This window comes from Stanieria cyanosphaera PCC 7437 (assembly GCF_000317575.1).
Classification (GTDB): domain Bacteria; phylum Cyanobacteriota; class Cyanobacteriia; order Cyanobacteriales; family Xenococcaceae; genus Stanieria; species Stanieria cyanosphaera.
Genome location: NC_019748.1, coordinates 4,506,717 through 4,519,007 on the forward strand (window position 1 = coordinate 4,506,717; position 12,291 = coordinate 4,519,007).

Sequence of the window (12,291 nt, forward strand, 5' to 3'; positions counted from 1 at the left end):
ATATATCAATGCCTATAATCAAGCAAATTCAGCCTCATCAAACAGCAGATGTCAAAAACCTTATCTTTCAAATTTGTCAGGAATTGTTTGAGGCAACACCAAAAGTAATTCAAACTTACGATCCAATGTTAGATATTGATCGCGTACAAGTCGATTATTTTGATCGACAAGGTACGTTTTTGATAGTGATGGATGAAAACACTGTAATTGGATGTGGAGGAATTAAACGCTTAAATGATGAAATTTGTGAGTTAAAGCGAATGTGGTTGCAGAAAAATTATCGAGGACAAGGATTAGGTTTTCGACTCGCGAAGATGCTTGTAGATTTTGCTAAAAGAACAGGTTATAAGCGAATCCGTTTAGATGTCTTTTCTCAAGAAAAACAAAGATTGGCGATCTCTTTTTATCAAAAACTAGGCTTTTACTTTATCGATCGCTATAACGATAGTCCCTGCCAAGTTTTTATGGAAAAAATTCTTGGTTAACTGTTTCTTATATAACTAAAACCATTGATGTTGATATTTTGCGATCGCAGAAGTCTTTCAGATAGCTACTAATTAACTATTATTCGACACAGATAAAATTATGACCGTCAACAATCGCCCGATGGCAGCAACAGGTACGCGCCATCAACAAAATAAACAGAAAAAAGTCAGCAACAAAGGACTTTATCAACGCGCCTTTCAAGATGCTTTTGTCAAACTCAATCCCAAAGTGATGTTAAAAAATCCCGTCATGTTTGTGGTTTGGGTAGGCACAATTATTACTGCTTTACTAACAATTAATCCAGATCTTTTTGGCAGTATTCCAGGAGAAAACCAACGCTTCTTTAACGGTTTAGTTACCGTAATTCTTTTCCTCACTATTCTCTTTGCCAACTTTGCTGAAGCAGTCGCCGAAGGAAGGGGGAAAGCCCAAGCAGACTCTTTGCGTTCTACTAAATCCGATACTACCGCTAGAAAAGTTTTACCCAGTGGAAAGATTGAAGAAGTTAGTTCTACCAATCTGCATAAAGGCGATATTATTCAAGTAGTTGCAGGAGAAATCATTCCTGCTGATGGTGAAGTAATTGAAGGGGTTGCATCCGTTGATGAATCGGCAATAACTGGAGAATCTGCCCCCGTTCTTAAAGAACCAGGTTCCGATATGGCAAGTTCAGTTACGGGAGGCACTAAAATTATTTCGGATGAGTTAAAAATTCGAGTATCTTCCGATCCTGGTAAAGGCTTTTTAGACAGAATGATTGCCCTGGTAGAAGGGGCAGAAAGAACTAAAACTCCTAACGAAATTGCCCTCACGGTTTTACTAGCAGTCTTGACTGAAGTATTTCTGATCGTCGTCGCAACGATTCCCCCCATTGCTAATTATGTGGGTTCTCCTGTGGGAGTAGTAACTCTAATTTCCTTGTTAGTTGCCCTCATTCCTACTACAATCGGCGGTTTACTTAGTGCGATCGGAATTGCAGGTATGGATCGGGTAGCGCAGTTTAACGTCGTAGCGACATCGGGAAGGGCAGTAGAAGCTTGTGGAGATATTAATACCTTAGTACTAGATAAAACGGGAACGATTACTCTAGGCAATCGTTTAGCGGAACAGTTTATTCCTGTCAACGGACATACAGAAGCAGAATTAGCCGAAGTCGCTTTAGCTGCTAGTTTATTTGATACTACTCCCGAAGGCAAATCAATTGTGAAACTCGCCGAAAAACTAGGGGCAAAAATTACATTTGAACCCCATTCCGCAGAAGGGATTGAATTTTCTGCTAGAACTCGTATGAGTGGTACAGATTTACCTAACGGTAAGGAAGTTAGAAAAGGGGCGATTAATGCGATCAAAGGTTTTGTGCGTTCTCGCGGTGGTGAAGTTAGTTCAGATTTAGATGATGCTTACGAAAGAGTTTCCCGTCTCGGTGGTACGCCTTTGGGTGTTGCATTAGACGGAGATATGTATGGGGTAATTTATCTCAAAGATATTATCAAACCAGGAATGCGCGAACGTTTCGATCAGTTGCGTCGTATGGGTGTTAAAAGCGTGATGTTAACTGGAGATAACCGCATTACCGCTTCAGTGATTGCCCAAGAAGCAGGAGTTGATGATTTTATTGCCGAAGCTACCCCAGAAGATAAGATTGCCGTCATTCAAAAGGAACAGGAACAAGGTAAGTTAGTCGCGATGACGGGAGATGGTACTAATGACGCACCAGCTTTAGCACAGGCTAATGTGGGGTTGGCAATGAATACAGGTACTCAAGCAGCGAAAGAAGCAGCCAATATGGTGGATTTGGATTCGGATCCGACTAAGTTAATCGATCTCGTTACTATTGGGAAGCAGTTATTAATAACTCGCGGTGCGTTAACCACTTTTTCTCTGGCTAACGATATTGCTAAATACTTTGCCATCATTCCCGCCATGTTTGCAGCAGCAGGAATTGGTAGTTTGAATGTGATGGGTTTGACAAGTTCTCAATCGGCAGTTTTATCTGCATTAATTTACAACGCTTTGATTATTCCCGCTTTAATTCCTTTGGCTTTAAAAGGGGTAAAGTTTAGACCTTTAAGTGCCAATCAATTATTAACTAGAAATATTTTACTTTATGGTTTAGGTGGAATTATTGCACCTTTTATAGGAATTAAAGTTATTGATTTACTTATTACTGGAGTTGGTTTGAGTTAAGTAATAGGTAATAAGTTTTTACGAGGTATAAATCATGAAATTAAATAAAACGAATGAGTTTTTTCTAACTAATAATACTATCGAAACAATTCAAAATATACGCGATCGCTTTCTGAAAAATCCTTTAGCGATAGTCTTATTGTTAACCATGAGTTTGAATTTGGTTATTGCCCCTGCGGTGATGGCTGCTTCAGGTAATGAAATTACTAAGAATACGGCTTACGCGATCGCTATTTTATATTGCGTAACTATAGCCTTATCTATTTATTTATTCACCGTAATCTTTCAACCAGAAAGATTCTAATTTAGTATCAATTTAATTTTTGACTTTTGACTTTTTAACTATGTCTATTCTTCGCGAAACAATTACAGGCATTCGTACCACTTTTATCTTGTGGTTATTAACGGCTTTAATTTATCCATTTCTCTTAATACTAATCGGGCAATTTATCTTTCCTTATCAAGCAAATGGTAGTTTAATTACTAATGCTCAAGGGAATATTATCGGTTCGGCTTTAATCGGACAGAATTTTACAAGCGATCGGGCAAGCCTGGCACTGCGTGATCGCTATTTTTTAAGTCGTCCTAGTACTACTAATTACAGCACTGGCGATGATGCCAAACCTACTGGAGTCAGTGGCGCAAGTAATTTAGCCCCAAGTAATACCGATTTAACTAAAAGAGTTCAAGAAACTATTACCCAATTAAAACAACAAGGAATCGAACCAACTGCTGATTTAGTTTATACTTCTGGTTCGAGTTTAGATCCTCACATTACTCCCGAAGCAGCTAAAGCACAGATACAAAGAGTAGCCAAAGCTAGAGGATTAGATACTAATCAAGTAGAATTTTTAGTTAATAAAAATACTGAAGGGAGATTTTTAAGTATTTTCGGCGAACCAGGAGTTAATGTTTTGACACTTAATTTAGCTTTGGATAATTTAAATCGAAGTTAGATTTAATGATAGTTATTCTTTTGTAAGAACTGTTGGTAAATATTTTGTTTTCCTAATTCTCACTGAAATCCTTACGCGACAAAAGGAACATATTAATACTAAAAAAGGTAATTATACGGAACAATTTTGTATAATAAACTAAATAGTCGAGCTAATCTATCTTTTCGTTGAGCTAGTAGCTGAAAAGTTATCTGTAAGCGTCAAGATATCTTAGACAAGAGATTACTGTATCAGTAGCATTAGCAATGGTTTTTGAAGAAGTTGAGTATCGAGATGAGGTAGAGTTGCCCCGCGAGCAGGTAGTCAATCTTTATTCTCAGTGCGGATGGTCATCGGCAGAAAAGCCGGATGCACTGTTATTCGCCCTTTCAAACTCGCAAACAGTTATCTCGGCGTGGCATCAAAATTCGCTAATTGGACTCGGTAACGCTATTTCGGATAGGGCATTAGTTGTTTATTATTCTAACTTATTAGTGTTGCCATCATATCAAAACATGGGTGTAGGGCGAGAGATTATGAAACGTCTTCAAAGTCGTTATATTGATTTTCATCAGCAAATATTGCTGGCGATCAACAGTGCTGCTCCATTCTATGAAAAACTTGGTTTTAAGCACTCACGGGGTGTTAGACCAATGTGGATATATGATGACAGTGACATTGATGCTGTCAAAAAACAATAGCTTGCTAGGGTAGTCGGCGATCACTAAGAGGTTATCTGTGGCGGGTGATTGAGAAGTTTAATCTCTTCGTTTCACTAACTATTTGACAATTTTAACTATCTGGTAACAATCGATGTTCCCTCGATCCTTTGTCGCGGTCAGCTTCGCTGGCTGCGGAGCAGATCGCTTTTAAATAATTTCACAACGAGTAAAATCAATTGAAGTTAAACTTTAAAATACTATAGTTTTGATTGCTATTGAACTATGACTAAATTACTCCAACAAGTTATTGCTCAAATTGAAAAACTTCCACCCGACAAACAAGATGAGATTGCATCTCGACTTCTAGCAGAATTACAAGAAGAAGAAAGATGGGATACCCGTTTTGCTGCTACGACTGATGAGCAATGGGATCGGATGGCTGCAATAGTGCGCGAGGAAATCGATAAGGGTGAAACTGTTCCACTTGATGAAGTTTTTCCAACCTGAAAATGAAATCAAGTGTAACCAAAACTTTTCGTAAGCGACTGAGTGAACTTCCTAAATCGATTCAAGAACAAGCTGTTAAAGCTTATGCACTGTGGAAAAAAGATCCTTATCATCCCAGTCTTCAATTCAAACGAGTCAGTCAACGACAACCAATTTATTCTGCTCGTGTCACTATTAGCTATCGTGTTTTAGGCTTATTGGAGTCCAACCATATCTACTGGTACTGGATTGGCACACATGATGAGTATGATGAGTTGCTGAAACGGATGTAGTTAATTTTGGGTACCATCTCTTGAAAGCTGCGATCGCTTTTAAATAATTTCACAACGAGTAAAAGTAACTAAATATATATCTTGACGTTTAATGCAGCTTAACAAGTAGTAGTAGAGTGGGTTCAAAAGTGAATTCTTGCTCAAGTTATAATTCTGTTAGGTATAGGATTGAGGGAGAAAAAATGCTAGTAAGTGTTGAAGGGATTTATCGCAACGGTCGTGTAGAACTTACAGAGAATCCCAATAATATGCCTGAAGGGACTTTCGTAATTGTTACCTTTGTGACAAAGAATGATATAGATTTAGCATCTCAAGGAATTGACCGAGAGCAAGCAGAGGCTCTACGCGCCAGTCTAACGACTTTTTCAGATGATTGGGATAGTCCCGAAATGAGCATTTATGATAACTATGACGCAGCCAAAGCCAACTCTTAATCGGGGTGATGTTGTTTTGGTTCTGTTCCCAAATTCCAACCTAAGTTCTGCAAAGACACGACCTGCATTAATCGTACAAGCGGATGATTTACAGACAGGACTATCCCACATCATCGTTGCTATGATTACTAGCCAAATGTTTCGAGCAGGGCATCCCAGTCGCGTTACCATTTTGCTAAATTCGCTTGAGGGGCAGCAGTCAGGTTTGCTCACAGATTCAGTTGTCATGACTGATAACCTGGCAACGATTGTAACATCAGCAGTTTATCGTGTGATTGGCTCATTACCAACATCAGAGATTGATGAAGCATTGAAACACACTTTGAACTTGTAGCGATCGCTATAAAATAATAAAAAAAATGAACAAAAACAAGCTAATGCCAATTCATCCTGGTGAGGTGCTTTTAGAAGAATTTCTGAAACCTATAAACTTGAGTCAAAATCAAATCGCTCTAACTATTCGAGTTCCTGCACGACGTATTAATGAAATTATTCACGGCAAACGACGTATTACAGCAGATACGGCTCTTCGTTTAGCACGTTATTTTGATATGTCGCCCCGATTTTGGCTGGGATTGCAAATGGATTACGATTTAGCTGAAGATGAAATTGGAGAGCAACTGAAAAAAGATGTAGCTGTAATGGCAAGTAAAAAGGAATAAATTTTCAATGGTAATACTTTAATAGAGTACAACTCAAAATTAAAATATCGGATTTACTGAAGGCGGTTTGGTTACAATCGAACAACTTGAATTATGATTGAAGGTAATAAAATAACCGATTCCTCTGCCTACCAATTCTTTCAACGACGGGGTAAACATAGAATCTACATTGGAATGTCTCCAGGTGTCGGTAAAACTTATCGAATGCTACAAGAAGCTAAAGGATTATTAGAAGAAGGAATTGATGTAGTTATTGGGTTACTAGAAACTCACGGCAGAGAAGAAACCGCCGAAGCAGCATCAGGATTAGAATTAATTCCTCGTCAGCAAATTAAACGAGGCAATCATACTTTAACTGAAATGGATACGGAGGCGATACTGAAGCGTCAACCTCAGTTAGTATTAATCGATGAATTAGCTCATACCAATGTACCAGGTTCGCAGCGAGAAAAACGTTATCAGGATGTAGAGGTAGTTTTAGCAGCAGGAATCGATGTTTTTTCTACGGTAAATATTCAACACTTAGAAAGTCTAAACGATCTAGTAGCAAAAATTACTGGAGTGGTAGTCAGGGAAAGAATTCCAGATCGAATACTAGATGAAGCTGATGAAGTAGTGGTAGTTGATGTTACTCCAGAAACTCTACAAGAACGTTTGCGGGAAGGTAAAATCTATACCCTCGATAAAATAGAGCGATCGCTACAAAATTTTTTTCAACGACACAATTTAGTTGCGCTGCGAGAATTAGCCCTCAGAGAAATTGCCGATAATCTCGAAGAAATTGCCGAATCTACTACTCCAAAAGATAAATACTGTAGTATTCAGGAACGAGTTTTAGTTTGCATCTCAACTCATCCTAATTCGTCTCATTTATTAAGAAGAGGGGCAAGACTCGCCAGTCAAATGCGATCGCGTTTGTATGTTTTATATGTTAATAATCCAGACCGTTTTTTAACTAAAGATGAGAGTTTGTATTTAGAAATGTGCGAAAAGTTGTCTGAACAAATAGGTGGGGAATTTATTAGGGTCGATAGTAATAATATTACAACAGCGATCGCTCAAACTGCTAAAAAATATTTTATTACTCAAATAGTTTTGGGACAAACACGCCGATCTCGTTGGCAATTATTGTTACGTAGTTCTCCAGTTCAAGAGTTACTTAAAGTTCTTCACGATGTCGATCTACATATTATTGCTACAAATAATAACAGCAGATAGTTGATTGCTGATTGATATTTTTTTTATTCAAATGGATCGATCTATTTCATGTATGGCTCTTACAATTGCGATATCTACAATATCAAACCTCTAGCCTTAGATTTAAATGCAGTAGCAGTCGGATCTGCTTTTGCTTACGAAGACTTAATAACTTGTATCGCACAGATCGTTTGTTTGCTGAGGTAAGTTCTCAATTTGCTCTACGTTTTGCAGCGATCGCGAATACTTTCGGTACTCTAGGTTATCCTCAACGTTTTGATCCCAATCTTTTAGCTGAGGTAGGAATAAAAGCTAGTGAAGTCGAAGAGGATGGCACAATTGTAACTTTAGGAATTGGGATGAGACAGCAGATTGGTTATCAAAGTGTTCTAGATTTAGGAATAGAAGGCGATCTTGCTGGCAATAATGGGGAACGGAGTCAGCTACGTCTAGTAGCAGGTTATTCTCTAGCTTTTTAACTATTAAAATTGCGCTTTTTTCGTGTAACAGCGAAATAAACTCCGGCTTAAGTAGTACACGCTAATGAACGATAATAAAGTGACGTTCACTGTATTTTTTCAAATATTAATCAGTTATTTTACAACTTGAAGATTCAGTAAAAACATTGAACTTTTTAACAAATTTTTGTTAGATGGTAGTGTAATTACTGATTTTTTTTTGTATCTTAGTAACAATTAGATACAATAATTTAATTTTCTATTTAATAATCCGTAAATATACTTAAGCAATAGTGTTCCTTAGCAATCAATTATTAGTTAATTATGTTTAAGCTCCTGAAGACTTTTTTAGAGCCTCAAGTCAATTCTAAATTATCGCCTAAATCAGAGGAAAAGCTTTTAGCCCAACCAGATCATAATTTTGAATCACAGCTTAAACAAGCGGATGATTTTCATCAACAAGGTAAGTTAAAAGAAGCAATTACTCTTTATCGTCAAGCTATCGAACAAACATCTCATTTGGCTGTTAAATATCCAAAATCATCGATTAATCTACAACAAAACAATAATCTCGCTTTAGCTTATGAACAATTGGCAGCAGCTTATAAACAAAGAGGAGAAATCGAACAAGCAGCTAATTATTACCGACAAGCAATTGTATTTAAATCTTTAACTTGGCAACAATCAAAGCAATCTCATCAATCTAATTCTGAATTAGTCATCAACAAATTACTAAAAAAAGATAATTTACTCAAGTCTGCTTTTGCTTTTCAACCTTTATCCGCAGAAACTAAGCAAAAATTGCTTAATCTTAACTCTAGACTAGCAGAAAACAATTCCTATCATTCGCTCTTTTCTGGAGTAGACAATCAAATTAATAGTCAGCAAACTATTACGATTAAATGGGAAGCTGCTCAAGTCTATTTACAACAAGCATTAGATTTTTGCGATCGCCATAATTGGCATCAAGCTGCGATCGCTTGTCAACAGGCTACCCAACTATGTCCTAATTTAGCCGAAGCTTATAAAATCTGGGGCAATGCTTTACAGCGAATGGGAAAAACCGCCGAAGCAATGGATTGTTATGCTAAAGCAGTAGAAATTCAACCAGATTTGGCAGAAGTATACGCTAAAGTAGCTAGTCTTTATGCTGGGCAACAAAAATGGCACCAAGCGATTGAATATTATCAAAAAGCAATTATTATTAAACCTACTTTTGCTGAAGCTTATCAAAATTTAGCTCAAATTTCGCAACAGCTTAATCAACCAGAGAAAGCTCAACTATTTCACTCAAAATTTTTAGAATTAGAAGCATTAAATCACCAAACTCAAACTAATGTTCAATCATCTTTGCCCAGTTCTAATTTACTACCATCTCAATCAGTAGTAACCTATCAAGAAATAGCCAAAAATTTAGAAAAACAAAGCAATTGGCAAGAAGCTGCTCGTTATTATCGTAAAGCTTTAGAATTAAATTTATCTCAACCAGTAGCTAATTCAACTAATAATTCTCCAAGCACGCCTCAATTAGCTAGGCTCAAACAAGTTCAACAATTATTACATCAAAGTTCGGACGAAGTTCCTAATCAAACTACTCTGCTAACATCGGTTTCTGAAACGAGTGCAAACACTGCCTCTCCTGTGCGGGAAGCAAGTTCCCGCACCCGAGACACTCAATCCAGAACAAAACAACTAGATAAAGCAATTGAACGTTATCAAAAACAAGCTCAATTAAAACCAGATTCTGCCAAAATTCAATTAGATTTGGGTAATTTGTATGCTAAGCAACACCAATGGCACATAGCAATTAATTGTTATCACAAAGCCCTCAAGATTAATTATCAATCTGCTGAAGCTTATTGGTATTTAGCCGATGCTTTAGAAAAAATTGGGAAAACTTCTGAAGCTCTTCAACGTCGTTATCAAGCACTAAGTCTAAAAACAGATTTAGCTCCAGCCTCAGAACACGTTTATTTGGGTAAATTACTACAAAAACAAGGAAAACTAGACCAAGCAGTGATTTGTTATCGCCAGGCAATTGGCTTAAAACCACAATTTATTCCAGCTTATTATCGTTTAGGACAAATTTTAAGTTTGGAAGGCGAAAAACAAGAAGCGATCGCTTGTTATCGTCAGGCAATCAAGTATGATCCTCACAATGCGGAATTATATTTTCTTTTGGGTCAAGAATTGGCAGAAGAAAAACAATGGCATCAAGCTGTTCAAGCTTATCGTCGTGTTTTAGAACTCAAACCAACTTATCCTCAAGCTTCCTATCGACTAAACTATGCTTTATCAGAAAAATTAAAGTTAGATTTACAGAAAAGATAATTACAACAAGGAATAAAAATGCCTAAAGCAATTTGGAATGGTGCAATTTTAGCCGAAAGCGATCGCACTTTAGTAGTAGAAAGAAATCAATATTTTCCTCCTGACTCAATTAATCAAGAGTATTTTCGCCAAAGTAATACTCATACAACTTGTCCTTGGAAAGGAGAAGCTAGCTACTATACGATTGTGGTTGATGGTCAAGAAAATAAAGACGCAGCTTGGTATTATCCTCAAGCTAAAGAAAAAGCAAAACATATAGAAGGTTATATTGCTTTTTGGCGTGGAGTTAAAGTAGAAGTTTAAATTTGAAGTGTTTCCGAAGCTACTGCTTAAGCAGGCAGGGGTTGATTTTAATTAAGCAATTCTGACTCGTATCTAATCCCCCTCCCCAGGATGAGGATTTTGCGTGATTCCAGATTGCGATACTATCTGACTGCGAGTCAATTAAGCAAATCTTGCTTTGTAAGGATTGAGCTTGTTTGAACTTCGTTAATTTGCCTACGGAGTTATCACAAGTAGACAAATACTCTTAAGTTTTACTTTTCCGATTAGCCAAGTTATTTTGAGAGGACGAACAATCATGGCATACGAATTACCATCTCTTCCCTATGACTACACAGCTTTAGAACCGTATATTTCCAAAAGCACTTTAGAATTTCATCATGATAAACATCATGCTGCGTATGTTAATAAGTACAATGATGCAGTCAAAGGAACTGAACTTGATAGTAAATCGATTGAAGAAGTAATTAAAGCGATCGCAGGAGATTCTAGTAAAACAGGACTTTTCAATAACGCTGCCCAAGCTTGGAATCATACTTTTTATTGGCAATGTATGAAACCTAATGGTGGCGGTACTCCCACACGAGAATTAGCTAAAAAAATTGAAGCTGATTTTGGTGGTTTCGATCAGTTTGTTGAAGCTTTTAAAGATGCAGGTGCAACTCAATTTGGTAGTGGTTGGGCTTGGTTAGTCTTAGATGGAGATAAGCTCAAAGTTACCAAAACTTTAAATGCTGATAATCCTTTGACTAGTGGACAAGTTCCTTTACTAACTATGGACGTTTGGGAACACGCTTATTATCTCGATTACCAAAACAAACGACCATCTTACATTGATGAGTTTGTCGCTCATTTAATCAACTGGGACTTTGTAGCTCAAAATTTGTCTGCTGCGTAGATACAAATTAACTGAGGGTTGGGTATTGCCTTTACCCTCCCTGGTTAACTTTCTAGTCATGGAATTATTAAAATCATGACCGATCCTCATTATCCTAAAATTATTCTTTCTTTTCCTTATCGTGGGTTCAAAATAGAGATTGACCGCACGGAGTTAGACGGACAGGTGATTTATGCTGCCTGGGCAAATTATGACCGAGGTTGTGCAGTTGCTGTACCCAGTGCAGTTAGTCGGCTCGAAGCGATCAAAAAGGCAAAACAATGGATCGATAGAAGACTGCAACAAGTTTGAGCTTTAATTTAATTAATTACTAAAAATTTCGGTTAAATCTAAACTAAACCCAGGTAAGACATTTTCTCCTGATAAGGTTTGAGGATGATTCAAAATTTCTACTGAACTTTGGGAACGATATATTTCTACTGTTTTAGCTTCGGGTTCGATTAACCAACCAAGCTTAACGCCATTATCTAAATATTCTTGCATCTTTGCTTGTAAGTCTTCATATCGCTGGTTTTTAAGATCGCTAGGACTTACCAACTCAATCACAAAATCGGGAGCTATGGGAGGAAATCCATCTTGTTGAGATTGAGTCAACTGATTCCATCGTTCTAGTTTAATCCAACTAACATCAGGACTTCTTCTCGCTCCATTGGGTAGAACAAATAGAGTAGAAGAATCAAATACTTCTCCAGTACCATCTCGATCCGCCCAGTTTCTCAACTGCTGTGTCAAGCGACTATTTTTTCTTCCTGCCGTGCCACCCGTAGGACTCATGATAATTAATTCTCCAGTTTTAGTTAACTCCAATCGTGCTAGTTGTTCGGTGGATGCCAGTTGCTCGAACTGTTCTGGAGTTACGCGAAATCCTTTGGGAATAGAGATTGTCTCCATTGACATCTTTCTCCAGCCAATCTTGTTAATAACTATTTTAGATTAGGTTCAATTACAAATTAAACGATCGCGTTTAGATAAATTAGGAT

The 12,291-nt window shown here is 37.4% G+C and carries 17 protein-coding genes; 16 read left to right on the top strand and 1 reads right to left on the bottom strand.

Annotation, left to right across the window (positions count from 1 at the left end; all coding sequences use genetic code 11):
• Positions 1-8: 8 nt before the first annotated feature.
• The 16 genes from STA7437_RS19710 (at position 9) to STA7437_RS19785 (ending at position 11,602) form a co-directional block, all read left to right on the top strand.
• Positions 9-485 carry a GNAT family N-acetyltransferase gene (locus tag STA7437_RS19710; protein ID WP_015195146.1) on the top strand — a complete coding sequence of 159 codons (477 nt, stop codon included), beginning with the start codon at positions 9-11 and terminating at the stop codon, positions 483-485.
• Positions 486-585: 100 nt separating this feature from the next.
• Positions 586-2,673, top strand: coding sequence for a potassium-transporting ATPase subunit KdpB (kdpB, locus tag STA7437_RS19715; protein ID WP_015195147.1), 2,088 nt, complete (start codon positions 586-588; stop codon positions 2,671-2,673).
• 34 nt (positions 2,674-2,707) lie between these two features.
• Entirely contained in the window at positions 2,708-2,977 is a 270-nt protein-coding gene (locus tag STA7437_RS19720; RefSeq protein WP_015195148.1) for a potassium-transporting ATPase subunit F, read from the top strand.
• 40 nt (positions 2,978-3,017) lie between these two features.
• Positions 3,018-3,629, top strand: a complete 612-nt coding sequence (gene kdpC / locus STA7437_RS19725; protein ID WP_015195149.1) for a K(+)-transporting ATPase subunit C — start codon at positions 3,018-3,020, stop codon at positions 3,627-3,629.
• A gap of 245 nt (positions 3,630-3,874) precedes the next feature.
• The gene (locus STA7437_RS19730; RefSeq protein ID WP_015195150.1) at positions 3,875-4,309 is read left to right on the top strand and encodes a GNAT family N-acetyltransferase; all 435 of its coding nucleotides are present in this window, start codon (positions 3,875-3,877) and stop codon (positions 4,307-4,309) included.
• A 243-nt stretch (positions 4,310-4,552) separates the two neighbouring features.
• On the top strand, positions 4,553-4,777 hold the full coding sequence (locus tag STA7437_RS19735) for a hypothetical protein (protein WP_015195151.1): 225 nt from the start codon (positions 4,553-4,555) through the stop codon (positions 4,775-4,777).
• A 2-nt stretch (positions 4,778-4,779) separates the two neighbouring features.
• A complete protein-coding gene (locus tag STA7437_RS19740; RefSeq protein WP_015195152.1) occupies positions 4,780-5,049 on the top strand; it encodes a type II toxin-antitoxin system RelE family toxin in 270 nt (89 codons plus the stop codon).
• A gap of 182 nt (positions 5,050-5,231) precedes the next feature.
• Positions 5,232-5,483, top strand: coding sequence for a hypothetical protein (locus tag STA7437_RS19745; protein WP_015195153.1), 252 nt, complete (start codon positions 5,232-5,234; stop codon positions 5,481-5,483).
• Positions 5,458-5,817: a type II toxin-antitoxin system PemK/MazF family toxin gene (locus STA7437_RS19750; RefSeq protein WP_041619594.1), complete on the top strand. Its 360-nt coding sequence runs from the start codon at positions 5,458-5,460 to the stop codon at positions 5,815-5,817. The genes STA7437_RS19745 and STA7437_RS19750 overlap by 26 nt, the downstream gene beginning before the upstream one ends.
• A 25-nt stretch (positions 5,818-5,842) precedes the next feature.
• A complete protein-coding gene (locus STA7437_RS19755; RefSeq protein WP_041619595.1) occupies positions 5,843-6,145 on the top strand; it encodes a HigA family addiction module antitoxin in 303 nt (100 codons plus the stop codon).
• 93 nt (positions 6,146-6,238) lie between these two features.
• Positions 6,239-7,363, top strand: a complete 1,125-nt coding sequence (locus STA7437_RS19760; protein ID WP_015195156.1) for a universal stress protein — start codon at positions 6,239-6,241, stop codon at positions 7,361-7,363.
• A 152-nt stretch (positions 7,364-7,515) separates the two neighbouring features.
• Positions 7,516-7,821, top strand: coding sequence for a hypothetical protein (locus STA7437_RS19765; protein ID WP_015195158.1), 306 nt, complete (start codon positions 7,516-7,518; stop codon positions 7,819-7,821).
• A gap of 303 nt (positions 7,822-8,124) precedes the next feature.
• A complete protein-coding gene (locus STA7437_RS19770; protein WP_015195159.1) occupies positions 8,125-10,131 on the top strand; it encodes a tetratricopeptide repeat protein in 2,007 nt (668 codons plus the stop codon).
• Between the two features lie 18 nt (positions 10,132-10,149).
• Positions 10,150-10,434 carry a DUF427 domain-containing protein gene (locus STA7437_RS19775; protein WP_015195160.1) on the top strand — a complete coding sequence of 95 codons (285 nt, stop codon included), beginning with the start codon at positions 10,150-10,152 and terminating at the stop codon, positions 10,432-10,434.
• A 277-nt stretch (positions 10,435-10,711) separates the two neighbouring features.
• Complete coding sequence (locus tag STA7437_RS19780) at positions 10,712-11,311, top strand: superoxide dismutase (protein WP_015195161.1); 600 nt, start codon at positions 10,712-10,714, stop codon at positions 11,309-11,311.
• 75 nt (positions 11,312-11,386) lie between these two features.
• Positions 11,387-11,602 (top strand): hypothetical protein, encoded by a 216-nt coding sequence (locus STA7437_RS19785; RefSeq protein ID WP_015195162.1) that lies wholly within the window; start codon positions 11,387-11,389, stop codon positions 11,600-11,602.
• A 12-nt stretch (positions 11,603-11,614) separates the two neighbouring features.
• Here the strand turns inward: STA7437_RS19785 and STA7437_RS19790 are convergent, their stop codons facing one another.
• Positions 11,615-12,202 carry a Uma2 family endonuclease gene (locus STA7437_RS19790; protein ID WP_015195163.1) on the bottom strand — a complete coding sequence of 196 codons (588 nt, stop codon included), beginning with the start codon at positions 12,200-12,202 and terminating at the stop codon, positions 11,615-11,617.
• Between the last annotated feature and the right edge of the window lie 89 nt (positions 12,203-12,291).

Coding starts and splice junctions, on each gene's coding strand:
- STA7437_RS19770 (WP_015195159.1), top strand. CDS start 8,125: ATGTTTAAGCTCCTGAAGACTTTTTTAGAGCCTCAAGTCAATTCTAAA.
- STA7437_RS19710 (WP_015195146.1), top strand. CDS start 9: ATGCCTATAATCAAGCAAATTCAGCCTCATCAAACAGCAGATGTCAAA.
- STA7437_RS19730 (WP_015195150.1), top strand. CDS start 3,875: ATGGTTTTTGAAGAAGTTGAGTATCGAGATGAGGTAGAGTTGCCCCGC.
- STA7437_RS19750 (WP_041619594.1), top strand. CDS start 5,458: ATGACGCAGCCAAAGCCAACTCTTAATCGGGGTGATGTTGTTTTGGTT.
- STA7437_RS19755 (WP_041619595.1), top strand. CDS start 5,843: ATGAACAAAAACAAGCTAATGCCAATTCATCCTGGTGAGGTGCTTTTA.
- kdpC (WP_015195149.1), top strand. CDS start 3,018: ATGTCTATTCTTCGCGAAACAATTACAGGCATTCGTACCACTTTTATC.
- STA7437_RS19720 (WP_015195148.1), top strand. CDS start 2,708: ATGAAATTAAATAAAACGAATGAGTTTTTTCTAACTAATAATACTATC.
- STA7437_RS19790 (WP_015195163.1), bottom strand. CDS start 12,202: ATGGAGACAATCTCTATTCCCAAAGGATTTCGCGTAACTCCAGAACAG.
- STA7437_RS19785 (WP_015195162.1), top strand. CDS start 11,387: ATGACCGATCCTCATTATCCTAAAATTATTCTTTCTTTTCCTTATCGT.
- STA7437_RS19760 (WP_015195156.1), top strand. CDS start 6,239: ATGATTGAAGGTAATAAAATAACCGATTCCTCTGCCTACCAATTCTTT.
- STA7437_RS19780 (WP_015195161.1), top strand. CDS start 10,712: ATGGCATACGAATTACCATCTCTTCCCTATGACTACACAGCTTTAGAA.
- kdpB (WP_015195147.1), top strand. CDS start 586: ATGACCGTCAACAATCGCCCGATGGCAGCAACAGGTACGCGCCATCAA.
- STA7437_RS19735 (WP_015195151.1), top strand. CDS start 4,553: ATGACTAAATTACTCCAACAAGTTATTGCTCAAATTGAAAAACTTCCA.
- STA7437_RS19775 (WP_015195160.1), top strand. CDS start 10,150: ATGCCTAAAGCAATTTGGAATGGTGCAATTTTAGCCGAAAGCGATCGC.
- STA7437_RS19745 (WP_015195153.1), top strand. CDS start 5,232: ATGCTAGTAAGTGTTGAAGGGATTTATCGCAACGGTCGTGTAGAACTT.
- STA7437_RS19740 (WP_015195152.1), top strand. CDS start 4,780: ATGAAATCAAGTGTAACCAAAACTTTTCGTAAGCGACTGAGTGAACTT.